The organism is Porticoccus sp. W117 (genome assembly GCF_030341905.1).
In the GTDB taxonomy this organism is placed as follows: domain Bacteria; phylum Pseudomonadota; class Gammaproteobacteria; order Pseudomonadales; family Porticoccaceae; genus SCSIO-12696.
In genome coordinates, this window is sequence record NZ_JATAAF010000001.1 from 171,134 (window position 1) to 194,399 (window position 23,266).

General features: G+C 52.0%; 25 protein-coding genes. 5 read left to right on the forward strand and 20 right to left on the reverse strand.

What is annotated here, in order from left to right; translation table 11 throughout:
* Positions 1-102 precede the first annotated feature (102 nt).
* Genes ylqF through QSV34_RS00860 form a run of 3 tightly spaced genes read left to right on the forward strand, consistent with a single transcriptional unit; the run spans position 103 to position 2,617 of the window.
* Complete coding sequence (ylqF, locus tag QSV34_RS00850) at positions 103-1,041, forward strand: ribosome biogenesis GTPase YlqF (protein ID WP_289151153.1); 939 nt, start codon at positions 103-105, stop codon at positions 1,039-1,041.
* The gene (locus tag QSV34_RS00855; RefSeq protein ID WP_289151155.1) at positions 1,041-1,763 is read left to right on the forward strand and encodes a hypothetical protein; all 723 of its coding nucleotides are present in this window, start codon (positions 1,041-1,043) and stop codon (positions 1,761-1,763) included. The genes ylqF and QSV34_RS00855 overlap by 1 nt, the downstream gene beginning before the upstream one ends.
* The gene (locus QSV34_RS00860) at positions 1,760-2,617 is read left to right on the forward strand and encodes a CvfB family protein (protein WP_289151157.1); all 858 of its coding nucleotides are present in this window, start codon (positions 1,760-1,762) and stop codon (positions 2,615-2,617) included. Before QSV34_RS00855 ends, QSV34_RS00860 begins: the two co-directional genes overlap by 4 nt.
* A 24-nt stretch (positions 2,618-2,641) precedes the next feature.
* On the opposite strand, the gene QSV34_RS00865 is transcribed toward QSV34_RS00860, so the two are convergent.
* The 11 genes from QSV34_RS00865 to QSV34_RS00915 form a co-directional block, all read right to left on the reverse strand.
* Positions 2,642-3,838 (reverse strand): M56 family metallopeptidase, encoded by a 1,197-nt coding sequence (locus tag QSV34_RS00865; protein WP_289151158.1) that lies wholly within the window; start codon positions 3,836-3,838, stop codon positions 2,642-2,644.
* A complete protein-coding gene (locus QSV34_RS00870; RefSeq protein ID WP_289151160.1) occupies positions 3,831-4,205 on the reverse strand; it encodes a BlaI/MecI/CopY family transcriptional regulator in 375 nt (124 codons plus the stop codon). Before QSV34_RS00870 ends, QSV34_RS00865 begins: the two co-directional genes overlap by 8 nt.
* Positions 4,206-4,459: 254 nt before the next feature.
* Positions 4,460-4,837 carry a YciI family protein gene (locus QSV34_RS00875; protein ID WP_289151161.1) on the reverse strand — a complete coding sequence of 126 codons (378 nt, stop codon included), beginning with the start codon at positions 4,835-4,837 and terminating at the stop codon, positions 4,460-4,462.
* 14 nt (positions 4,838-4,851) lie between these two features.
* On the reverse strand, positions 4,852-6,114 hold the full coding sequence (locus QSV34_RS00880) for an RNA polymerase sigma factor (protein WP_289151163.1): 1,263 nt from the start codon (positions 6,112-6,114) through the stop codon (positions 4,852-4,854).
* Positions 6,107-6,457: a YciI family protein gene (locus tag QSV34_RS00885; RefSeq protein WP_289151164.1), complete on the reverse strand. Its 351-nt coding sequence runs from the start codon at positions 6,455-6,457 to the stop codon at positions 6,107-6,109. Before QSV34_RS00885 ends, QSV34_RS00880 begins: the two co-directional genes overlap by 8 nt.
* Before the next feature lie 91 nt (positions 6,458-6,548).
* Complete coding sequence (locus QSV34_RS00890) at positions 6,549-7,157, reverse strand: histidine phosphatase family protein (protein WP_289151166.1); 609 nt, start codon at positions 7,155-7,157, stop codon at positions 6,549-6,551.
* Positions 7,158-7,173: 16 nt separating this feature from the next.
* Entirely contained in the window at positions 7,174-8,355 is a 1,182-nt protein-coding gene (gene prpF / locus QSV34_RS00895) for a 2-methylaconitate cis-trans isomerase PrpF (RefSeq protein ID WP_289151168.1), read from the reverse strand.
* Between the two features lie 121 nt (positions 8,356-8,476).
* Positions 8,477-11,077 carry a Fe/S-dependent 2-methylisocitrate dehydratase AcnD gene (acnD, locus tag QSV34_RS00900; RefSeq protein ID WP_289151171.1) on the reverse strand — a complete coding sequence of 867 codons (2,601 nt, stop codon included), beginning with the start codon at positions 11,075-11,077 and terminating at the stop codon, positions 8,477-8,479.
* A gap of 84 nt (positions 11,078-11,161) precedes the next feature.
* On the reverse strand, positions 11,162-12,283 hold the full coding sequence (gene prpC, locus QSV34_RS00905) for a bifunctional 2-methylcitrate synthase/citrate synthase (protein ID WP_289151173.1): 1,122 nt from the start codon (positions 12,281-12,283) through the stop codon (positions 11,162-11,164).
* Positions 12,284-12,395: 112 nt separating this feature from the next.
* Positions 12,396-13,286, reverse strand: a complete 891-nt coding sequence (gene prpB, locus QSV34_RS00910; RefSeq protein ID WP_289151174.1) for a methylisocitrate lyase — start codon at positions 13,284-13,286, stop codon at positions 12,396-12,398.
* Between the two features lie 114 nt (positions 13,287-13,400).
* Positions 13,401-14,075 (reverse strand): GntR family transcriptional regulator, encoded by a 675-nt coding sequence (locus QSV34_RS00915; RefSeq protein ID WP_289151176.1) that lies wholly within the window; start codon positions 14,073-14,075, stop codon positions 13,401-13,403.
* Between the two features lie 209 nt (positions 14,076-14,284).
* Between QSV34_RS00915 and QSV34_RS00920 the strand changes: the two genes are divergently transcribed.
* Positions 14,285-14,809 (forward strand): DUF2062 domain-containing protein, encoded by a 525-nt coding sequence (locus QSV34_RS00920; protein ID WP_289151177.1) that lies wholly within the window; start codon positions 14,285-14,287, stop codon positions 14,807-14,809.
* 63 nt (positions 14,810-14,872) lie between these two features.
* Here QSV34_RS00920 and QSV34_RS00925 read toward each other — a convergent pair whose 3' ends face one another.
* The 3 genes from QSV34_RS00925 to QSV34_RS00935 all read right to left on the reverse strand — a co-directional run bounded on the left by QSV34_RS00925 (position 14,873) and on the right by QSV34_RS00935 (position 18,259).
* Positions 14,873-16,099 (reverse strand): FtsX-like permease family protein, encoded by a 1,227-nt coding sequence (locus QSV34_RS00925; RefSeq protein ID WP_289151179.1) that lies wholly within the window; start codon positions 16,097-16,099, stop codon positions 14,873-14,875.
* Positions 16,092-16,784, reverse strand: a complete 693-nt coding sequence (gene lolD / locus QSV34_RS00930; protein WP_289151181.1) for a lipoprotein-releasing ABC transporter ATP-binding protein LolD — start codon at positions 16,782-16,784, stop codon at positions 16,092-16,094. The genes QSV34_RS00925 and lolD overlap by 8 nt, the downstream gene beginning before the upstream one ends.
* 140 nt (positions 16,785-16,924) lie before the next feature.
* Entirely contained in the window at positions 16,925-18,259 is a 1,335-nt protein-coding gene (locus QSV34_RS00935; RefSeq protein WP_289151182.1) for a lipoprotein-releasing ABC transporter permease subunit, read from the reverse strand.
* A gap of 81 nt (positions 18,260-18,340) precedes the next feature.
* Between QSV34_RS00935 and QSV34_RS00940 the strand changes: the two genes are divergently transcribed.
* Positions 18,341-18,646 carry a hypothetical protein gene (locus QSV34_RS00940; protein ID WP_289151184.1) on the forward strand — a complete coding sequence of 102 codons (306 nt, stop codon included), beginning with the start codon at positions 18,341-18,343 and terminating at the stop codon, positions 18,644-18,646.
* A 72-nt stretch (positions 18,647-18,718) separates the two neighbouring features.
* Here QSV34_RS00940 and QSV34_RS00945 read toward each other — a convergent pair whose 3' ends face one another.
* From QSV34_RS00945 to QSV34_RS00970, 6 genes are all read right to left on the reverse strand, one after another.
* Positions 18,719-18,925, reverse strand: a complete 207-nt coding sequence (locus QSV34_RS00945; protein ID WP_289151186.1) for a cold-shock protein — start codon at positions 18,923-18,925, stop codon at positions 18,719-18,721.
* Positions 18,926-19,147: 222 nt separating this feature from the next.
* A complete protein-coding gene (gene nqrM / locus QSV34_RS00950; protein ID WP_289151188.1) occupies positions 19,148-19,387 on the reverse strand; it encodes a (Na+)-NQR maturation NqrM in 240 nt (79 codons plus the stop codon).
* Positions 19,388-19,500: 113 nt separating this feature from the next.
* Positions 19,501-20,415, reverse strand: coding sequence for an FAD:protein FMN transferase (locus tag QSV34_RS00955; RefSeq protein WP_289151190.1), 915 nt, complete (start codon positions 20,413-20,415; stop codon positions 19,501-19,503).
* A 319-nt stretch (positions 20,416-20,734) separates the two neighbouring features.
* Entirely contained in the window at positions 20,735-21,961 is a 1,227-nt protein-coding gene (gene nqrF / locus QSV34_RS00960) for an NADH:ubiquinone reductase (Na(+)-transporting) subunit F (RefSeq protein WP_289151192.1), read from the reverse strand.
* Positions 21,962-21,982: 21 nt separating this feature from the next.
* Positions 21,983-22,600, reverse strand: a complete 618-nt coding sequence (gene nqrE / locus QSV34_RS00965; protein ID WP_289151193.1) for an NADH:ubiquinone reductase (Na(+)-transporting) subunit E — start codon at positions 22,598-22,600, stop codon at positions 21,983-21,985.
* A complete protein-coding gene (locus QSV34_RS00970; protein ID WP_289151194.1) occupies positions 22,600-23,265 on the reverse strand; it encodes an NADH:ubiquinone reductase (Na(+)-transporting) subunit D in 666 nt (221 codons plus the stop codon). Before QSV34_RS00970 ends, nqrE begins: the two co-directional genes overlap by 1 nt.
* Position 23,266 lies beyond the last annotated feature (1 nt).

Genomic DNA, 23,266 nt, shown 5'->3' on the forward strand with positions numbered 1-23,266 from the left:
TATTTTGAGGCGGCGCACTATAGCAAAAGTTGCTGTTTCTCTGGCCACAAAAAATTAACCGCTCTGCTAAAATGGCCACCCCGCTCACAGCCAGCACCTGCCATGCAACAAATCCAGTGGTACCCCGGCCATATGCACAAAGCCAGCAAAGAGATGAAAAAACTCTTGCCGGAGGTGGACCTTATTATCGAAGTGTTGGACGCGCGCATTCCGTTCAGCAGCGAAAACCCCATGATTCGCAGTATTCGCGGCGACAAGCCCTGCATCAAAGTGCTGAGCAAAAGCGACCTGGCAGACCCTGAACGCACCGCCCTGTGGCAGGCGTATCTGGAGCAAGAACAAGGGGTAAAAACTCTGGCGATTACCACTGACGATCCCAGCCGGGCCCTGCAGATCACTGACCTGTGCCGCAAGATGCTACCCCATAAAGACCAAGGGGCGAAAAGCATCAACGCCATGATTATGGGCATTCCCAATGTGGGCAAATCCACCCTGATCAACCTGTTGGCCGGGCGCACCATTGCCAAAACCGGCAACGAACCGGCGGTGACCAAAGGGCAGCAGCGCATTAACCTGCGTAACGGCATCGTATTGCACGATACACCGGGTGTGCTCTGGACCAATCTGGAAAACCGCAATACCGGCTACCGGCTGGCAGTAACCGGTGCCATCAAAGACACCGCCATCGACCACGACGATGTGGCCTTTTTTGCTGCCGACTTTTTGCTGGCCAACTACCCGGAACAAGTGGCAGAACGCTATGGCATTGCCCAGCTGCCCGATGAGCACAGTCCCTCTCCCGCTCTGGAGTTACTGGAACTTATCGGTGCCCGGCGCGGTTGTCTGGGCGGTGGTGGCCGGGTGGATTTGGACAAAGTATCAAAGATTCTTCTCACGGAATTGCGGGCCGGTACTGTTGGCCAGCTGACGTTGGAAACCCCACAAGAAATGGAAACAGAATTGGCGGAGCTAGACGTTATCCGTGCTAAAAAAGCCGCCAAAAAAGAAGCCCGTAAACAGCGGCGTAAAGGAAATCATTAATGAAGTCTTTAACCATTGTTATCCTCACTGCGGCTTTTGTGGTGGGTGCTTTTTTTCTGTTTAAACCAGAGCCCTCTGGCAATGGCAACCAAATCACCCCGCCATGGGATATTGCGGTGCACGACGATGGCAGCAGTACTGTATTAGGTATTCAACTTGGCAAAACACAGTTCGTCGACGCTGCTCAATTATTGGGCTGGGATCGGGAAGTGGCGGTATTGATCGGCAACGACGATATCGCCAGCCTGGAAATGTACTACAGCCGTTTTCGCAGTGGCGCCTTTACCGGCAAGCTGGTAGTGGCCTCCGATGCCTCGCCACAAATTGCCGCACAACTTGCGGAGCAGTCTGCTGGCGGCGAATACCTGGGCACCGGCTCTCGCCGCTTTGATATCGAATTATCTCAAATAGACAGCCACCAGGAACTGGCGGTTAAAACCCTGAGTTTTATTCCCACCATCAACCTGGATGCGGATATTATTGAAGGCCGTTTCGGCAAAGCCACTGAAATTATAAAACTGGGTGACAGCCGACACTTCCTGTACCCGGAAAAAGGGCTGGATATTGCACTTAACCCCAACGGTAAAGAAACCCTGCAGTATATTGCCCCCAAACACTTTCATCTGTTGCGCCAGCCTCTTATACAGCAACAGTTGCAGCAGCGCAGTCTTGAGCAACAAAACAGTCTTGAGCAAAAAGAGAGCACCGAGCAAACCCAATGAGCGACCTAAATAGCAGCGACATACTTGGCAAAACCAATCAGCTTCGAGTGGTAAAACAACTGGATTTTGGACTGTATCTGGATGGTGGCGAGCTGGGTGAGATTCTACTTCCAAATAAGTTCATACCGGAAAATTGCAAACCCGGCGACCTCGTTAAAGTGTTTGTGTACCTGGACAGCGACGACCAGCCCATCGCTACCACCCAGCGCCCGCGGATTCAAGTGGGCCGCTGCGCCCATTTAAAGTGTGTGGAAGTGAATAAAATTGGCGCCTTTATGGACTGGGGGTTAGCCAAAGACTTGCTGGTGCCCTTTGGCGAACAGAGCAAGCCTATGCGCGAAGGCTACAGCTACACCGTGTTTGCCTATATCGACAACGCCAGTCAACGCATTGCTGGAAGCACTAAACTCAACCGTTTTTTGCCAGAAACCGCAGATGGCAACTTCAGCCCCGGACTGCCGGTAAAACTGTTGATCAGCGGCCGCACCGACATGGGCTACAAAGCCGTCATTGACGGCACTCACTTGGGACTATTGCACAAAAGCGAAGCCCTGCAAGGCATACAGATCGGCAAAAAAATCGATGGTTTTATCAAAGACATTCGTGACGATGGCCGCATTAACCTGTGCCTGCAAAAACACAACAAAGCGTCACGAGATCAACTGCAGCAACAAATTCTGGATTACCTGGAATCTCAGGATGGAGTCTCTTACCTTACAGATAAAAGCCTGCCAGAAGCGATCTATGCGCAGTTTAAGGTGAGTAAGGGGAGTTATAAAAAAGCACTTGGTGGTCTCTACAAACAAAAACTGATCCGCATCGAGACGGATCAGATTTCGTTAAACAAATACTAAACCTGGACTTTTTATCAAAAGTATTTACCGAGAAAGCTGATATGTAACCTGATAGTTACTTTCAAACTCGACTGCCTGACCATCAACCATCATCGGCTTGAACTTCAACTTTTTCACAACCTGCAATGCAGATTCATTAAAGACTGTTGTTGGCTTTTTATCAGAATCCACTGCCTCAATTATCCATGGATCTTTAACTACCCCCTTTTCCGAAACAGTAAAACCAAGAACCACATGCCCTTGCAAGCCGGTTTTCAAAGCCTCTAGCGGATACCTTGGAGCTACCCTTTTTTCAGGAATGGCGCCATTATTAACAACTTTACTGGGGCCTTTCTCCGCATGACTAATACCGAAACTTCCAAAAACAAGTATCAATGCCATACTGGTCACACATGCTTTCCATATAGGTTTACTGTCATAAAATCGGACTTTTTCAATTCGCTCTTTTAACATTTTTTTATCTCCATAGTTCACTCCTAGAATATTTGATTGCTGAGCATCAGCTTTCGTCAGCAGCAACGCCTTACCATAGGCTATTCTCACCTCCTCACTTTCATCCGCTAAAACCAATTCATCGCAGGATAACTCCTGATCCTTTCTGAACCTGAAAAAACCCACCCACGCAATCGGGTTAAACCAAAAAACAGACAGTATGAATAGAGCCAACAAGTTCCAAAACGAGTCCTTCCTCTCTAAATGGCAAAGCTCATGATTCAAGATCAACGATCTTTGCAGCTCGGTATATTGCTGGCAAAAATTTACTGGCAATACGACTTTAGGAAATAGAACACCTATAGCCATAGGTGATGATGCATGGCTATTTTCAAAAACCCTGTAGCCCCCAACATTGCCATACTGACGTGCATCAACATTAACTACTCCTTTCTTTATTTTCCGCATATAGAAGCAATGATTTATCAAAAAATAACTCACCACCAACATAAACCCAGCAAGCCAAGCCAGTGGCAACCATCCAATTTTTTCAGACTGCTCACTGGTTTCTTTTACCAGAACTGACAAACCTTCAACGGAACCTAATGGAGATATTTCTACTATATTGGACTGTGGAAGCAGGGAAACCAGAAGAATTGCAGGAACTATCAACCATAGTATGTATATTCCTCTGTAACCTAGAAAAAAAGATATCTTTTTGTGAAACAAGAGAATGCTACCTATACATAGTAGTACAGGAAGTGTTTGGCTTACCACCCAATCAACCATCGCTATTCTCCCATTGCTGGATCAGCTGTTTTAGTTCCTCTAAATCCTCTTTTGACAGACCTTCAGACTGAGAAAAACCGCTAACAAAAGGAGCCAGGCGGCCAGAAAAAAGTTTATTAATAAAATTCTTGCTGGCTTTTTGCCTATATTCAGATTTTTCTAAAAGTGGAAAGTAAAGGTAACGGCGACCATCTTTGTGAAAATTCACCACCTGCTTCTTAACCAGGCGACTCAATAGAGTTTTCACTGTCTTCTCATGCCATGTTTTTGTTTTGGAAAGACAATCAACAACTTCGTTAGCACTGAGAGGCGATTGACTCCAAAGCACTTTCATAACTTCAAGTTCGGCATCAGATATTTCATTCATTGTTCACTCTCTCGGTATTACAAAAAAGGACACCCAAGCAATAGATTACACATGTAGTCAAGACCGATACTACAGATGTAATCGAAAATCTTCAACAGAAATTTGATAAAAAGATGATCTATATAGCGTGGATCAGCTTAAATAACATAAAACCTCATGCCGTCGTTGCAACGGCACAAGAAATCTCATGATCCAGGAATACTTGGCTTAAAATCGCCACGATTGCTCCCCTTTAGCCACGAAAATATGGCGAGCTACTCTGTATGTACCCGTAATTCACCACTATCCGAAAATGCTACCTCCCGCACTTCCACCCTGCCCGCTTTGATATGTGGTATCTGTCGAGCGTAGTTTTCCGCCTCTTCCAAAGAACCACAGTCAAACACATAAAAGCCCGCCAGTACCTCTTTTGTTTCCGCATAGGGGCCATCGGTAACGGTGACATTTTCGCCATCTTTATTTACCGTTCTCGCCGTATTGGCCGGTGCCAACTTGGTGGCAGCGGCAAACTGGCCGTTAGCTTTGCCTTGCTGTTGTAACTGGTGGTGGCGCTGCAAAATGTCGTTGCGCTCTATTTCTGAGAGAGACTCGAATAGCCCTTCTTCCTGATAAATCAATAACGCGTAATACATGACTCAATTCCACTTTAGTCTGTTTTCAAGGATGCCTGGCGGGACTCAAGAAACTGGCGCTCTGCTGCATTGGTGGAGAACTTAATAGCGTGATTGTAGGCCTGATGTGCTTCATTCACTTGACCAGCGCGCCTTAGTATATCCGCATGAGCAGCGTGTAACGGTTGGTAGCTGGCCAACTCCTGGCATTCCAGTAAAGGCTGCAATTGATCCAGTGCCGACGCCGGGCTAACACTGAAACTGTGGGCAACAACCCGATTAAGCTCCACCACGGGAGATGGCTGCAACTGCTGCAAGCGCCAATAAAGCAATTCAATTTGTTGCCAGTCGGTGTTGGCAAAATTCGCGGCCTGATTGTGCAGCGCGCTGATGGCGGCCTGTATTTGATAAGGGCCGGGAGTTTTACGTGCCAACGCTTGATCAAGCTGTTGCACACCGTGGGCAATCAATTCCCGATTCCATAAAGCTCGATCTTGCTGCTCAAGAGTTTGAATGTTTCCCTGGTTATCCAGGCGTGCGGGGCTGCGAGCGTGGTGCAACAGAATCAGCGCAAGCAAGCCTTCTATTTCGGCCTCTTCTGGCGCCAGCTGCATCAGTGTATGGCAGAGTTGAACCGCTTCATTCACCAATTCGGTGCGCACCAATGATTCATCGCTGGTAGCACTGTAACCCTCATTAAATATCAGATAGATCACCCCCAGAACAGCATTGAGGCGCGCAGGCCACTGCTCTTTATCCGGCACCCGATAGGGAATATTGGCGGCTTTGATCTTGCGTTTGGCACGTACCAAACGCTGGGCCAGGGTGGTTTCCGGCAACAGGAAAGCACGGGCAATTTCACTGGTGGTTAAACCGCACACCGTGCGCAAGGTCAGAGCCACCTGCACCGGCTCTGCCAATGCCGGGTGGCAACAGGTAAAAATCAATCGCAAGCGATCATCAGCAATAGCTTCATCGTTGATCACTGCTTCGCCTTGCTCCAATTGTTGCAGCTGCTCAAGCTCCTGTTTCAACTCTGGCTGTTTGCTGTTGTGCAGCGCGTTGCGACGCAGCCGGTCAATGGCTTTGCGTTTTGCCACCTGCAACAGCCAGGCCGCCGGAGCATCGGGCACACCGTCCGCAGGCCATTTTTTCATGGCGGACAACAATGCCTCCTGCAATGCGTCTTCAGCAAGATCAAAATCGCGAAACTGTTTTACCAGGCTGGCGTACAGACGGCCCCAGTGCTGCCTGACCGTCTGCTCAATAACCAGCTGGTGATTAAGTGGCTTAATCAAACAACATTACCGGGCGTATTTCGATGGAGCCGTGTTTGGCGGAGGGGATTTGCGACGCGTACTGGATCGCTTCGTCCAAGTCCTTGCAATCCAGCAGGTAGTAACCACCCAATACCTCGCGAGTTTCCGCAAAAGGGCCGTCGGTGGTTTCGGTGTTGTCGTTGCGAACCCGAACTGTAGTAGCGGTAGAAACTTTTTCCAAAGCATCTCCAGCCACCATCACCCCATCGCTTTTTACTTTCTCGGTAAAAGCGTAATAGCCACCCATCATGGCCTCGAATTCAGGGGTGCCAGGAGCCGGCTCAGCGGATTCGGCGCTGTAGATCAAAAGCATGTATTGCATGGTGTATTCCTCATCTGTTGCAGCCATCCCGTGTGACTGTAGCAGTATGACGAATAAGGCGGGGAGATTTCGACAGGCTTTTTATTCGGAGTTACGGATTGGGCAATCTGGCCTCAGATGCACCTATACCCTGACATTCTGGCAAACCCTTCAGTAAAGCCGCCTGAATATGCTCTTTTTGCGCCGGATAACTGAATATTTTTGTCGCGACCTGGCCGGAGCAATTGGCTTCCAGCAAATATAGTCGGTCATATTCTTTGGAGTCTATTGAACCTCCCGGTGTGCCACCCAGGTTTTGAACAATCTCATTGACTGTATTTGAGTGGCCAATTACCAGATGTTTGCCGCCTGACAACTGTACTTGTTCTGCCAGTTGGCTGAGGCTCTGGTAAATCATTATTTCTTTACTGGCAGATTCCGCGGCGGGGTAAGCCGTATGATAGGTTCTTCGCCATTTGGTGGAGTGGATGTATTGTACATTCCATTTTTCAAGAATTTCGCCCAAAGCATTAGCACGATTTTTCCCCGCTACAGACAGGGCAGAATCTTTGCTTTTGTCTTTTTTGTCCGCATGCCTGACGATCACTACCTGATAAGGTTTGGTGCGATTTTCCGCTAAGTGTTCTGCTGCGACAGTGCCACCGAAAAAGACAGTGACCAATACTGCCAACAGTACTGATATAAAAAAATGTGCTTTCACATTCGCCTGAATATTATTAACCCGGAACCCGTACATAGCCTTCCATCAAAACCCGTGCACTACGGCTCATTATGGCTTTGGTCACACTCCACTGGCCAGCTTTCTCTACTGCCTCGGCCCCCACTGTCAAAGTACCGGATGGATGCCCAAAAGTAACTGCATTGCGCTCGCCACCACCCGCAGCCAGATTAACCAAGGTGCCGGGAATAGCCGCTGCTGTGCCAATAGCCACGGCAGCAGTACCCATCATGGCGTGATGGAGTTTACCCATCGAGAGTGCGCGCACATTCAGGTCGATGTCACTCGATTCGATGTTTTTACCGCTGCAAGCCGTGTAGCTTTTTGGCGGAGCGACAAAGGCGATTTTTGGGGTGTGTTGGCGTTGGGCGGCTTCTTCCAGCGAATGGATCAACCCCATTTTTAATGCGCCATAGGCGCGCAGGGTTTCCAGCTGTGCCAGCGCTTTTTCATCACTATTGATACCCTCCTGTAGTTCGGTGCCGTTGTAGCCCAGGTCTGCAGCATTGACAAAGATGGTGGGAATACCGGCATTGATTAATGTAGCTTCCAATTCGCCACTGGCCACAATCTCTGTTGGCAATTCCAGTTTATCTACCAAGTTGCCGGTGGGAAACAGTGCGCCCTCGCCGTCTGCCGGTTCCATAAATTCCAATTTAATCTCTGCTGCCGGAAAGGTGACGCCATCCAATTCAAAGTCACCGGTTTCCTGCACCTGACCGTTGGTAATAGGCACATGGGCAATAATGGTTTTGCCAATATTGGCCTGCCAGATACGCACAACTGCCACGCCATTTTCAGGAATATGATCCGGGTTCAGCAAACCACTGTGAATAGCAAACGGCCCCACCGCCGACGATAAATTGCCACAGTTGCCGCTCCAGTCGACAAAGGGTTTATCGATAGACACCTGGCCGAACAGGTAGTCCACATCGTGACCCGGCTGGCTGCTTTTAGAGACAATAACGGTTTTGCTGGTGCTGGACGTGGCGCCACCCATGCCGTCGGTTTGTTTGCCGTAGGGGTCGGGGCTGCCGATTATCCGTTGCAGTAATTGGTCGCGGGCTTCGCCGGGCGCCTGTGCGGAATCGGGTAAATCCTGAAGGCGAAAAAAAACGCCTTTGCTGGTGCCGCCGCGCATATAGGTGGCGGGGATTTTTAGTTGGGGTTTGTGGGGCATGATTAAGCCTTTGGGTTCTATCCTGTAGGGCGGATTAGCGTTAGCGTAATCCGCCGTGTATTTGCGAGCGGCTCATGGTGGATTACGCCGCTTTGCGGCTAATCCCCCCTACTTCACTACATCAAGATGCTTCTAAAAAATCCTGGGCAAAACGTTGCAGCACACCACCGGCTTCGTAAATGGACACTTCTTCTGCGGTATCCAAACGGCACGTAACCGGCACTTCCTTCTTGTCACCGTTACTGCGGGTAATAATCAGCGTCAATGTGGCTCCGGGGATACGTTGGCCCACCACATCGTAGGTTTCAGTACCATCGATCTTCAGGGTATGGCGAGTCACGCCAGGCTGAAACTCCAGAGGCAACACACCCATGCCGATCAGGTTGGTGCGGTGTATGCGTTCAAAACCCTCCGCCACAATCACTTCCACCCCAGCCAGGCGAACGCCTTTGGCCGCCCAGTCTCTGGATGAGCCCTGCCCATAATCCGCACCGGCAATAATAATTAGCGGTTGCTTGCGATCCATATAGGTTTCGATGGCTTCCCACATGCGGGTGACTTTGCCTTCCGGTTCAATGCGAGCCAGTGAGCCTTGCACGACCTCGCCATCTTTTTGGGCGCCCCCCTCTTTCACCATTTCATTGAACAGTTTCGGGTTGGCAAAGGTGGCTCGCTGGGCGGTGAGGTGGTCGCCCCGGTGGGTGGCGTAGGAATTAAAATCTTCTTCCGGCAGGCCCATTTTCGCCAGGTACTCACCAGCGGCACTGCTGGCAAGAATGGCGTTGGAGGGTGACAGGTGATCCGTAGTGATATTGTCGCCCAGCACCGCCAATGGCCTTAACCCGCTAAGGCTGCGCTCACCAGCCAGAGCCCCTTCCCAGTACGGGGGGCGGCGAATATAGGTGCTTTGCGGGCGCCAGTTGTACAGCGGCGTGCTTCGCTCTGATTCGCCTTTTTCCAGATCAAACATTGGTATGTAGACGTCGCGAAATTGTTGCGGTTTAACACTTTGTTTAACAATAGCGTCGATCTCTGCGTCGCTGGGCCAAACATCTTTCAAAGTAATGGGATTGCCGTTTTGGTCATGACCGAGCACATCTTTTTCAATATCAAAGCGAATAGAACCGGCAAGAGCGTAGGCTACCACCAGCGGCGGCGACGCCAGAAACGCCTGTTTGGCATAGGGGTGAATACGACCATCGAAGTTACGGTTACCGGAGAGCACAGCCGTGGTGTACAAATCGCGATCTGTAATTTCTTGCTGAATAGTTGGATCAAGAGCGCCGCTCATACCGTTGCAGGTGGTGCAGGCAAAAGCCACCACACCAAAGCCCAGCTGTTCCAGCTCCGGCAACAATTGCGCTTCTTCCAAATACATTTTTACGGTTTTGGAGCCGGGGGCCAGGGAGCTTTTTACCCAGGGTTTGCGGGTTAAGCCCAGGCGGTTGGCGTTTCGCGCCAGCAGGCCGGCGGCAATAATATTGCGCGGGTTGCTGGTGTTCGTGCAGCTGGTGATGGCGGCGATAATCACCGCGCCGTCGGGCATTTCACCTTCGGTTTCGGTGTAGTTTGCTGCCACGCCGCGCTCCGCCAATTGTGCCGCTGGTAGCAGGGCGTGAGGATTGGATGGCCCGGCCAGGTTGCGCCCTACAGACGACAGATCGAACGTCAAAACTCTTTCGTATTCGGCGTTTTTTAAACTTTCCGCCCATAGGCCGGTGTGTTTGGCGTACTGTTCCACCAACTGCACTTGTTCGTCGTCACGGCCGGTGAGTTTTAAATAATCGATAGTCTGCTCATCGATAAAAAACATCCCCGCGGTGGCGCCGAATTCCGGTGTCATATTGGCGATAGTGGCGCGATCACCCAAGCTGAGTTTGGATGCACCTTCGCCATAAAATTCCAGGTAGGCGCCCACCACTCGCTCGCGGCGCAAGAATTCGGTGAGCGCCAGCACCAGATCGGTACCGAGAATGCCCGGTTGCAGTTCGCCGGTGAGTTCAACGCCGACAATATCCGGCAAGCGCATCCAAGAGGCGCGACCCAGCATCACGCTTTCCGCTTCCAGCCCACCAACGCCCACAGAGATAACACCCAGAGCATCCACCATGGGCGTGTGACTGTCGGTGCCCACGCAGGTATCCGGGAAGGCCACGCCATCGCGCACCTGCACCACCGGAGACATTTTTTCCAGATTAATCTGGTGCATGATGCCATTGCCGGGGGGAATCACATCGACATTTTCAAAGGCGGTTTTTGTCCAGTTAATAAAGTGGAAGCGGTCGTCGTTGCGGCGGTCTTCAATGGCGCGGTTTTTTTCAAAGGCATCCTGCTCAAAACCTGCGTGCTCTACAGCCAGGGAGTGATCCACAATTAACTGGGTGGGCACTACCGGATTAATTTGCGATGGGTCGCCGCCTTTATCGGCAATAGCATCCCGCAGGCCCGCCAAATCCACCAGCGCGGTTTGGCCAAGGATATCGTGACACACCACACGTGCCGGAAACCAGGGAAAGTCCAGTTCACGTTTGCGTTCAATGATTTGTTTCAGGGATTCGGTCAGGGTTTGAGGATCGCAGCGACGCACCAGATTTTCTGCCAATACGCGGGAAGTGTAAGGCAGTTTTTCGTAGGAACCAGGCTCGATAGCTTCTACTGCTTCGCGGGTGTCGAAGTAGTCGAGAGATGTGTTGGGGAGGTTTTTGCGGTATTGGGAGTTCATAATAATTCCGTGAGATGGGAGACGAAAGACGAGAGATGTTGTGCGGAGTTTACGTCTCCCATCTCCCGTCTTACATCTCTCGTTTTATCGATCAGCGATCGGTAAAACAGTACGTGACTCTGGCCCGGTGTATTCCGCCGAAGGGCGAATAATTCGGTTGTCGGCACGCTGTTCAAACACGTGTGCAGCCCAGCCGGTGACACGGCTCATCACAAAAATTGGTGTAAACAGTTTTGTGGGAATGCCCATAAAGTGATAGGAGGAAGCGTGGAAAAAGTCGGCGTTGCAAAACAGGTTTTTCTCCCGTTTCATTACTGCTTCCACACGTGCAGACACTTCGTACAACGACTCATCGCCTACATCCTCAGACAGCAGTTTTGACCAGCCTTTAATAATGGCATTGCGAGGGTCGGATTCGCGGTACACCGCATGACCAAAGCCCATGATTTTTTCTTTGCGTTCCAGCATGCCCATGATCGCTGCTTCCGCTTCGTCAGGGCTTTTCCAGTTTTCAATCATCGCCATGGCGGCTTCGTTGGCACCGCCGTGCAGAGGGCCACGCAGTGTGCCGATAGCACCAGTGATGCAAGAATGCAGATCAGACAGCGTCGATGCAGTTACCCTGGCATTAAAAGTGGAAGCGTTAAATTCGTGCTCGGCGTACAGGATTAGCGAGGCATGCATCACTTTTACATGCAGGTCACGAGGGGCTTTGCCATGCAGCATATTAAGGAAATGACCACCGATTGAGTCATCATCGGTTTCGGTTTCTATACGCACGCCGTCGTGGCTGTAACGGTACCAGTAGCAAATAATGCTGGGGAAAGCCGCCAACAGGCGATCGGTTTTTTCCTGCTGTTCAGAGAAGTCGTTTTCTGTTTCCAGATTACCCAGCATGGAACAGCCGGTGCGCATTACGTCCATGGGATGGGCATCGGCGGGAATGCGTTCCAGCACATCTTTTAAAGGCTGGGGCAAACCGCGCAGGGTTTTCAGTTTGGCTTTGTAATCGGCCAACTGTTGGCTGTTGGGCAATTCGCCTTTAAGAATCAAATAGGCCACTTCTTCAAATTCGCAATTGGCCGCCAGATCTTCAATTTCATAGCCACGGTAGGTCAGACCAGAGCCTTCCACGCCACAAGTACACAATGCGGTTTTGCCCGCCACCTGGCCTCGCAGGCCAGCGCCGCCGAGTTCTTTTGTCATTACAAAAACCTCTTGATTAAAATATTCGTCATTCCCGCGAAGGCGGGAATCCACCATTTGAGTATTTGTACAAATGGATCCCCGCCTTCGCGGGGATGACAACCAGCGGTTGTCACTTGTTTTTCCCTTCCGCAAACAAACTATCCAGCTTCTGTTCGTAGTCGTGGTAGTTCAAAAAGTCGTATAACTCCATGCGGGTTTGCATGCTGTCGACAACTGCCTTCTGATCCCCGTCGTCCAGCAAGTGCTGATACACATTCAGCGCCGCCTTATTCATGGCGCGGAAGGCACTGAGTGGATACAGCACAATATCTGCGCCATTGGCGGCTAGCTCATCTTTGTTATACAGCGGGGTCTGGCCGAATTCGGTAATGTTGGCGAGGATGGGCACATCCAGTGCATCGCGGAAGGCGCGGTAATGCTCCAGCTCAGTAATGGCTTCGGCAAAGATGCCGTCTGCACCCGCCTCCACAAACGCCTGCGCCCGTTCGATGGCTTCCTGCAAACCACACTGGGCGAAGGAGTCGGTACGCGCCATGACAAAAAAGCTGTGGTCCGTGCGGGCATCCACGGCCGCTTTCACCCGATCCACCATTTCCTGTTTGGAAACAATTTCTTTATTGGGGCGGTGACCACAGCGTTTCTGCGCCACCTGGTCTTCAATATGCACTGCTGCGGCACCGGCTTTTTCCATGTCGCTGATGGTTTTGGCGATATTAAAGGCGCCCCCCCAACCGGTGTCGATGTCCACCAATAAGGGGAGTTCAGTCGCCGAGGTAATACGGCGCACATCTTCCAGCACATCATTAAGGCTGGTCATACCCAAGTCCGGCAAACCGTAGGAAGCGTTGGCAACACCACCACCGGAAAGATAGATGGCGCGATGCCCTACTCGCTCCGCCATCATCGCGCAATAAGCGTTGATGGCGCCCACTACCTGCAGGGGTTTGTTATCGGCAATTGCCTGACGAAAACGGGCGCCAGGGGTGGCTGTGTTGGTCATAATTTGGTCTCTGGTTGGTTTTGTCATCCTGAGGAGCGAAGCGACGTGAGGGTCTCACGACCTTTTAATATTGAGATCCTCACGTCGCCCCCTTCTTATAAAGGATGGGGCTACTCAGGATGACAGCTGTTTAAGTTGCATCTCCACATGACGTCGCGATGTGCGAATATGGCGGCGCATCAACATTTCTGCCATTTCGCCATCACCATCGGCAATGGCATCGGCGATAAAACGGTGTTCGTTGAAGCCCGCTTTGACCCGCGGGGTGCCCATGGAAAACTGGTAGCGGTACATGCTCACCTTGGGGTAAAGCTCATCGCACAGCAATTTGATCAGGTTGCTGTTTTTGCTGCCGTGTATCACCTGGTAGTGAAAATCCAGGTCGCCGCTGCGGTAGTGCTCCTGATTGCTGTTATCCGCCTGCTGACAACTGGTTTCTACCAGCTGTTGCAGTGCCATTACTTCTGTTTCATCCATATTGCGTGCTGCCAAACGGCAGGCTAATCCTTCCAGGGATTCACGAATTTCGTACAACTCCCAGAGCTCATCCACACTCAACGTGGCCACCCGTGCACCCACGTTGATACGGCGGGTTACCAAGCGCGATGCTTCCAGGCGACTGATGGCTTCGCGCACCGTGGAGCGACTTACCTGATGGCTACGAGACAATTCCGGTTCGCTGATTTTGGAGCCACTGGCAATTTCGCCAGTAATTATCTGGGCCATCAGTGCCGCGTAGACCTGATCCACTGCGGACTGAGGAGAGTCTGACCAATTGGCTAAAGACATAACATTCAAGATTGTCTGACAATTTGAGCGGATATTACGCCTCAAAATGAAATTAAGCAATTTAAAAGCACTTATTGTCGACATATGTCTAACAACACATTGAAAGCCCGGCAATCTGACCAGGTAGTTTCATTGCCTCCACATTGGCGTCATAATGGTTGCGGGATCGACTGGAACTCAGATAACAACAACCCTGTCTTACCGACCATATGCCAAGAAAACTGATACGCCGCTGGATGCCCGATCCCGAAAAAGTCACCCGTCAACGGGGGCTGCGCTGGCTCGGCCCCCTGCTGGAAGACCCCAACCTGTTTCACCTCACCCGCCACTCCGTATCGCTGGCCTTTCTGGTGGGGATTTTTATGGCGTTTATGCCCATCCCGGGGCAAATGGTGGTCGCGGCCTTGCTGGCCCTGTGGTGGCGCTGCAACCTGCCCATCTCCGTGGGTCTGGTATGGATTACCAACCCCCTCACCATCCCGCCGATGTTTTACGGCACCTATCTGGTAGGCACTTTATTGATGGGCATTGAGCCCATAGAGCTGACCATTGAAATGGATTGGGAGTGGTTAAAAACCGAAGGGGCAAAAATCTGGAAGCCGCTGCTGATTGGCAGTTTGAGCTGTGGGGTGTTTTTCAGTGTACTGAGCTACTGGGCGATACGCCTGCTGTGGCGCTGGCATGTGGTGTATAACTGGGAGAAAAGGAAAAGAAAGGTGACAGGTGACAGGTGACAGGTGACAGGAACGCCAGACTTTCCTGTAGCCTGTAAGCGCAAAGCGCGCCCTGTAACCTGTTTACTCGTATCTCAACTCATCCGCCGGCCTAACCTTGCCCGCCCGCCAGGCCGGATGCAAAGTAGCCAACATATTCAGGGTAAAAGCCACCGCTACCACCACGCCCACATCGCTCCACATCAGGTGCGATGGCAACACATCTACCGGGTAAACCTCTGTGTTGAGCAATGTCACACCCAATTTGTTTTCCAACCATTTGGCCCACTGGCCCACATAGCTGGCAATCAAAACTCCAAGGCCAGCACCAATGGTGCAGCCCATCAGGCCAATCAAGGTACCTTTAACAAAGAAAATACCCAGTATGTCGCGGGTGCTGCACCCAAGAGTTTTGAGGATGGCGATGGCTGGGCGTTTGTCCGACACCGCCATCACCAGCATGGAAACCACATTAAAAGCAGCGATAGCGACGATCAGGAAAATCAGAATCAATACCAAATTGCGCGAGCCTTGAATGGCCTGGTAGAGATTGCCGTAGCGGCTGCTCCAGTTGCGCACAAAGGTGCCGGGAATATCTCGTTGCAGCAGATAGCCCTGCTGGCTGGCGGTAAAAATATCTTCCACTTGCACCTGCAACGCCTGCGGTCTGCCCCCCTGCCCCGCTAACTCACTGGCCAGTTGCAAGTGGGTAAAGGCCAGTTGTTGATCCAGTTCGGTACCGGTATTGAACAACCCCACCAGAGTAAACGCCACAATACGGGAGGCACGGCCACCACCGCTGTAATCGGTAGCCGCAGGTACCACCATACGCAATCGCTCGCCAACGGCAACACGTAACTCGGCAGCCATCTTCTCGCTGATATAAAGGGGCTTATCAATGCCTTCAGCAGCGGTTAAGTCCAGTTGGTTTTGCAGGGCTGGGTTACCGGCGCCAAATTGCTCTCCATGCAGCACCACAGGCTGAACCTGGCCGCGATGACTGAGCATACCGGTGACATCGGTAAACGGTGTTACCGAGAGAATCCCCGGTCGTTCACGAACTTTGCCCGCCAGCAATTGCCAGTCATCAATGCCACCGTGCTCGTATACCTGAATATGCGTCACCAGATCGAGAATGCGGGTACGCAGTTCCCGATCAAAACCGTTCATTACCGCCAACACCACAATCAACAGCGCCACACCGCACACCAGGCCTGTCACTGCCAGGCCGGAGATAAACGACACCAGTTTGTTGCCAGAGCTGGCAAAGAAATAGCGCAGGCCAATAAACAGCGGGATTGATTTAAACACCACTGACTTCCAGCAGTTGCCCGTGGTCCAGCTTCAAGGTACGAGACATTTGCGCCGCCACATGGCGATCGTGGGTGACAATCACAAAGCTGGTTTCCCGCTCCCGGTTAAGGCGCAGCAGTAGCTCCAATATGGATTCTGCGGTATCGGAATCCAGATTGCCGGTAGGCTCATCCATCAGCACACAGCTCGGCCCGGTTACCAATGCGCGCGCAATGGCCACTCGCTGGCGCTCACCGCCAGACAATTCCGACGGTTTGTGCTTCAGCCTCTCTGCCAGGCCAACCTGGGAAAGTATTTCAGTCGCTTTGGCACGGGCTTCAACCACAGGGGTTTTGCCAATCAGCAACGGCATAAACACATTTTCCAGGGCAGTAAATTCCGGCAATAAATGATGGAACTGATAGACAAAACCCAAGTGGCGATTGCGCCAACTGGCACGCTCATTTTCCGAACAGGGGCCAATATCTTTACCGGCAATGCTTACCGTACCCTCAGTAGGATCATCAAGCCCACCCAACAAGTTCAGCAATGTGGTTTTACCAGAACCGGAAGCACCAATAATGGCAATGGACTCACCACGCGCCACGTCCAAATTCAAGCCACTGAGCACATCGATGGTCTCCGGCCCCTGGCGGTAGGTTTTGGTGAGGTCGGCACATTGCAGTACGGCGCTTTTATTCATTATCTCTTCCAGAAAAGGGCAAGCTAAATGCTGGGTTAAGTGTTTGTGACCGTTGCCAGCAGGGATGCTGGCAACGAGCCCGCATGGACGGGTTTACGGCGTGTCGCAAATACTTAACCCTGCATTTAGCGTATTGCCAACTAATGGTCATATCGCAACGCCTCCGCCGGCTGCACTCGCGACGCCTGCCAGGCGGGATACACCGTCGCCAGCAAGCTCATCAACACCGCGCCACCACAGACTGCCAGCACGTCCTGGGACAGCAATATGGAAGGCAACGTGGTGGTGTAATACACATCCGGGTCAAATACCGTAGCCCCCAACAACTGCTCGAACCAGGCCACCACATCCCCCACCGTTGCCCCCAGCAGGCAACCAACCAACGCCCCCACGGCAATACCAAACAAACCGGTCATGGTGCCCTGCACCATAAAGATACCTACCACCTGCCCGGCAGAGGTACCCATGGAACGCAATACAGCAATATCCTTGCGTTTTTCCGACACCATCATCACCAGATTGGCAACGATGTTAAACGCCGCTACCGCAATCACAATGGCCAGTAACAACCCCACCACCACCTTTTCCATACGAATGGCGGCGGACAAACTGCCCAACTGCTCCTGCCAGTCCACCAGCCGATATTCCTGAGGCAAGTTGGTACGCAGACCTTGAGCGATATCCACTGCCGCCATAGGCTCTGCCAAACGCATCCGCAAACCATCGACATTATCGCCACGGCGATAAAGCCGCTGGGCATCCGTCAGGTGCAGAAACAGCAAGCCACTGTCCACTTGAGCGCCCACTTCAAATACGCCGATCACGGTAATATTTTTTTCGCGAGCAAACACGCCCATGGGTGTGGCAGACACAATCGGCAGCGTCATGCGTATACGATCCCCTACCACAGCGCCCAGTGTGCGGGCAGTCTGGGCGCCGATAATGGCACCGAACTCGCCGGGAGCCAGCAGGGAAAAATCCCCCAGCAACATCTGATTGTCGATCTCGCTGACCGCTTGCTCACGAGCGGGATCGATGCCCTGCACCTGCACCCCTTCGCTGCGGTTTTGCAGGCGCAGCATGGCGTAGCCTTGCACAAAGGGCGCCACAGCCTGCACCGAGTCATCTGCCAGCAATTGCTCACCCTGACGCTGTATATCCGCCAGTGGTGCACTGGTGCCGTCGGCGCTTTGCAACACCATATGAGGCACCACGTTGAGCACACGGCTGTAAATCTGCCCCGCCAGACCGTTCATTACCGAGAGCACAATAATCAACGCCATCACCCCAAGCGCCATGGCACCAAAGGAAAAGCCGGAAACAAAAGACACAAAGCCGGTGCGACGTTTGCTGCGGATATAGCGCAAGCCGATAAACAGGGGCAGATTTTGCATCATGTGGGCGCTATAGTTTTTGAGGAAAGTGCCGGGATTAAAGCGAATTAACGGTGCCAGTACAACTGTGATGTGGCGCAACTTATATCAGTCTTTACTTGCACTTTAACGCCGAACACCTACTATAAGGGTTGAGTGGATGAACCGATGGTGGACAAGCTTATGAAAATAACAATAACGACTCTCTCCCTGATCGCAGGCACTGCTTTATTTTGCAGCACCGCCAGCGCCGATGAAGTTCGCATTCCCGTAGGTCAACAAGGGGCCGAAAAGCAGAACATTGAAAAACCCCGCAACGGCCAGACCAAGCAGCAAGTTCAGGACAAATTTGGCGAGCCTCAAAAACAAAATGGCCCGGTGGGCGACCCACCGATCTCCTCTTGGGAATACAGCGACTACGTGGTGTACTTTGAGCACGACCGGGTATTGCACGCGGTGTTGAAAGGTTCTGCCAAGGCCGTCAATTAAGCATTATGGAACGAACATAAAAAAACGGGCACTCAATGGAGTGCCCGTTTTTCGTTATCCAGCAGGTAAACCTTATTCAGGATTTACGTTCTCTGCTTGTGGGCCTTTTTGGCCTTGAACAACGTTGAAGCTAACCGCTTGGCCTTCGGCCAGGGTTTTAAAGCCGTCGCCCTGAATCGCACTGAAGTGTACGAATACATCGGGGCCAGATTCTTGCTCAATAAAACCAAAACCTTTGGATTCATTGAACCACTTTACTTTACCAGTAGTTTGAGACATGGATCTTTCCTTCAAAATTACACATTACTGCCTTCCGGCGTGGAATGGAAAACAGGTGTTGCCTATGGAGCTTAACGAATGTGTATCTGTGGAAAGAGTACACGACCTTTAACGTACCAAGGTAAAAACTGAATCCCAGCCGGGATTATAGCTATCAGGGGGAGAGGGTCAATGACTATATTGTGACAAAACAAGCCGCTAGTAGCGGCTGCATTGCGGGCATTAAGGGCGTTTTTTCGTGGCGTCGTAGGACAAATCAGCGGTATCCGGCTCACCATTTTGCAGGGATTCGCACTTGTTCGGGTCACCGCCGCACAGATCGCACTCGTAATCCTTTTCCCCCAGGGCGGCGCCAACGCCACCGCAAGAACCCGCCAGTGGTTTGCGGCCCATAATCACACCGATGGCCATGCCGGCAATCAGCAGGATAATCAATCCAATGGCGAGTAGAAATGTCAGCATGTGGTTGTCTCTGTAGCACTGTCATCCTGAGGGAGCCTTTCCATATAAAGAAAGGCGACCGTGAGGATCTCACAACTTTCACACTTTGAGATCCTCACGTCGGCTGCGCCTCCTCAGGATGACGGCGAAGAATTCAAGTACGGCTCAAAATAGGTGCTATGGCGGGCCTCAAAACCATCACCTTGTTTGACCAGCAAATACACCGGCAGTTGCAGCTTTTCCGCCAGGGCCAGGGCGCGCTCGGTACCCATCACCATAAACGCCGTAGCCAGGGCGTCAGCGCGGGCGCAATTATCGGCGATTACCGTCACCGACGCCAGTTTGTGAGTGACCGGGTAGCCGGTTTGCGGGTCGATGGTGTGGGAATAACGCACCCCATCGCGCTCGAAATAGTTGCGGTAATCCCCAGAAGTGGCCACCGCTGCATCGGTAACGTCCACGCCAATACGAATAGCTCTAGGGCCTGTGGTAGGTTTTTCGATGCCGATACGCCAGGATTTACCGTTGTCCTTGGTACCGCTGAGGCGCATTTCACCGCCCACTTCCACCAAAAAGTTGCTCAACCTATGGGAGATCAGCAACTCACTCACCAAATCCACCGCATAGCCCTTGGCCACAGCGGAGAGGTCAATACGAATATCAGCGGTTTTGTGGGCTTTCAGGCCTTCCAAGATTAATTTATCAAAGCCAATACGGCTTTTGGCCTCTGTAATCAGGCTTTCATTGGGTATCAAGCTGCGAGATTCAGCAGCTCCAAACCCCCACAACTCGACCAAAGTTCCAACTGTTGGCTCAAATGCCCCTTCACTGTCACGATATATGCCCTGGCTGATGGCCAGAACTTCCATCAGCTCCGGTGCCAACACCATACTTTTACCCACCTGTAAATCATTCAGTTGGCTCAATTGGGAATCTGGTGAATAGGTGCTCATCAGGCTGTTAACCCGATCCAACACGGCCTGAATCTGCTTCGGCAAATCAGCGGGCAAGTCAGCCGCAATCACTGTGACGTGATAAGTGGTGCCCATAGTGGCACCGGCGAATTTGTGGATTTTTGGAGTGGGCTGGCAGGCGGTTAACGCTGTAAGCAAAACTGTTAGGAGGCTGACAGAAAAGAGCTTTGTTAGAGTGGTCGCACGTCGCACGTCGCACGTCGCACGCCAAAACCAAGCACCCTGTAGGTCGGGCTTTAGCCCGTCAAAGGATTGTACTACGTAGCTCCTTATTTGACGGCCTAAAGGCCGACCTACGGAGTGCCAAACAAAAGCGTGCGACGTCCGACGTCCGACGTCCAGCCAAAAAAACAGGGCCATAAGGCCCTGTTTTTTAACTACGAAGTAGCGAGAATCAACCACCAAAGTCATCCAGGAAGATGTGGTCGGGCTCAACACCCATATCCTCAAGCATCTTGATCACGGCGGCGTTCATCATGGGCGGCCCACACATGTAGTATTCACAGTCTTCCGGCGCCTCGTGGTCCTTGAGGTATTGCTCGTACAACACGTTGTGGATAAACCCGGTAAGGCCGTCCCAGTTGTCTTCCGGTTGCGGGTCAGACAGGGCCAGGTGCCACTCGAAGTTGTCGTTCTCTGCTTGCAGCATGTCGTATTCGTCGTCGTAGAAGCATTCGCGCAACGAACGGGCACCGTACCAGAAGCTCATCTTGCGCTTGCTCTTGAGGCGCTTGAGCTGGTCGAAGATGTGCGAGCGCATGGGCGCCATACCGGCACCGCCGCCGATAAACACCATCTCGTTATCGGTGTCTTTGGCGAAAAACTCACCAAAGGGGCCATAAACACGCACTTTGTCCCCAGGCTTCATATTGAAGACGTAGGAAGACATCTTGCCGCAAGGGATGCCCTTGGAGCCGGGAGGCGGTGTGGCGATACGGATATTGAACTTCACCACGCCCTTTTCTTCCGGGTAGTTCGCCATGGAGTAAGCGCGAATCACGGTGTCATCCACTTTGGATTCCAGATCGAAGAAACCAAAGCGCTCCCAGTCGCCGCGGTACTCTTCTTCAACATCGAAGTCTTTGTACTTGACGTGGTGGGGCGGGCACTCCAGCTGCACGTAACCACCAGCGCGGAAGTCTACGTTCTCTCCCTCAGGCAGTTTCAGGGTCAGCTCTTTAATAAAGGTGGCCACGTTGGGGTTGGATTCCACCGTGCACTCCCACTGCTTGACGCCGAACACTTCTTCCGGCACTTCGATCTTCATGTCTTGCTTGACAGGAACCTGGCAGGACAGGCGCCAGCCTTCATTGGCTTCACGTTTAGTGAAAGCAGATTCCTCGGTGGGCAGAATAGAGCCACCACCGGATTGCACGACGCAGCGACACTGGGCACAGCTGCCGCCGCCGCCACAGGCAGAGGGCAGGAACAGGCCGGCTTCCGCCAGGGTTTGCAGCAATTTGTCGCCAGCGGCAACATGAATGGTTTTCTCGCCGTTGATGTCGATAGCCACGTCACCACTGGAAACCAGCTTGGAACGGGCGCTGAGAATAAACGCCACCAGCGCCAGCACGATGATCGTGAACATAGCCACGCCGATAACGATAGTCATATTTTCCATAGTGCAATCTACTCCTATCGCTTACAGGTCGATGCCGCCGAAGGACATAAAGCCCAACGACATCAAGCCAACGGTGATAAAGGTAATGCCCAGGCCACGCAGGCCATCGGGGACATCGCTGTACTTCATTTTCTCGCGGATACCCGCCAGGGCAACAATGGCCAGTGCCCAGCCAACGCCGGAGCCCAAGCCAAACACCACAGACTCGCCGAAGTCATAATCCCGCTCAACCATAAACAGCGAGGCACCCATAATGGCGCAATTCACCGTAATCAGCGGCAGGAACACACCCAAGGCGTTGTACAACGCAGGCATGTACTTATCCAGCACCATTTCCATAATCTGAACAATGGCGGCAATTACGCCGATGTAGGACAACAGCCCCAGAAAGCTCAGGTCAATGGATTCGGCACCGGGAATGCCAGTCCAGGCCAGCGCCCCTTCGGCCAACAAACCAGAATAGATCAGGTAGTTCACCGGTACGGTAATGGTGAGCACCACAATAACGGCGATACCCAAGCCCAGTGCAGCCTGTACTTTTTTGGAGATGGCCAGGAAGGTACACATCCCCAGGAAGAACGCCAGCGCCATGTTTTCAATAAACACCGCGCGAACGAACAAACTCAAATACTGTTCCATTACGCTACCTCCGCCGGTGCTGAATTCTTGGCCATTTTAAATTCTGGCTCCTCAACCTGATCTTTGTGCTTCTGACGAATAGCCCAGATAATCAGGCCAATCAGGAAGAACGCGATCGGTGGCAGCAGCATCATGCCGTTAGGCACATACCAGCCGCCGTTGTTTACAGTGACGAAAATCTCGTAGCCCAACAGCTTGCCGGAACCAAACAGTTCGCGGATTACCGCCAGCACGATCAGGATAAAGCTGTAACCTAGGCCATTGCCGATGCCGTCGATAAAACTGGGCAACGGCGGGTTCTTCATGGCAAAGGCTTCGGCGCGACCCATCACAATACAGTTGGTGATAATCAGGCCCACAAATACCGACAGGGTTTTACTGATCTGGTAGCTGAACGCCTGCAATATCTGATCCACCACAATCACCAGAGAGGCGATGATGGTCATCTGCACAATAATGCGGATGCTGCCAGGAATGTGGTTGCGCACCAGGGACACGAACAGGTTGGCAAACGCACAAACTGCCGTCAGCGCCGCACACATCACCAGAGAAACGCTCAGGCTGGAGGTAACCGCCAGCGCCGAACAGATACCGAGAATCTGCAGGGCAATGGGGTTGTTCTTGAATACCGGGTCAAACAAAGTGTCTTTGGTTTTACTCGACATA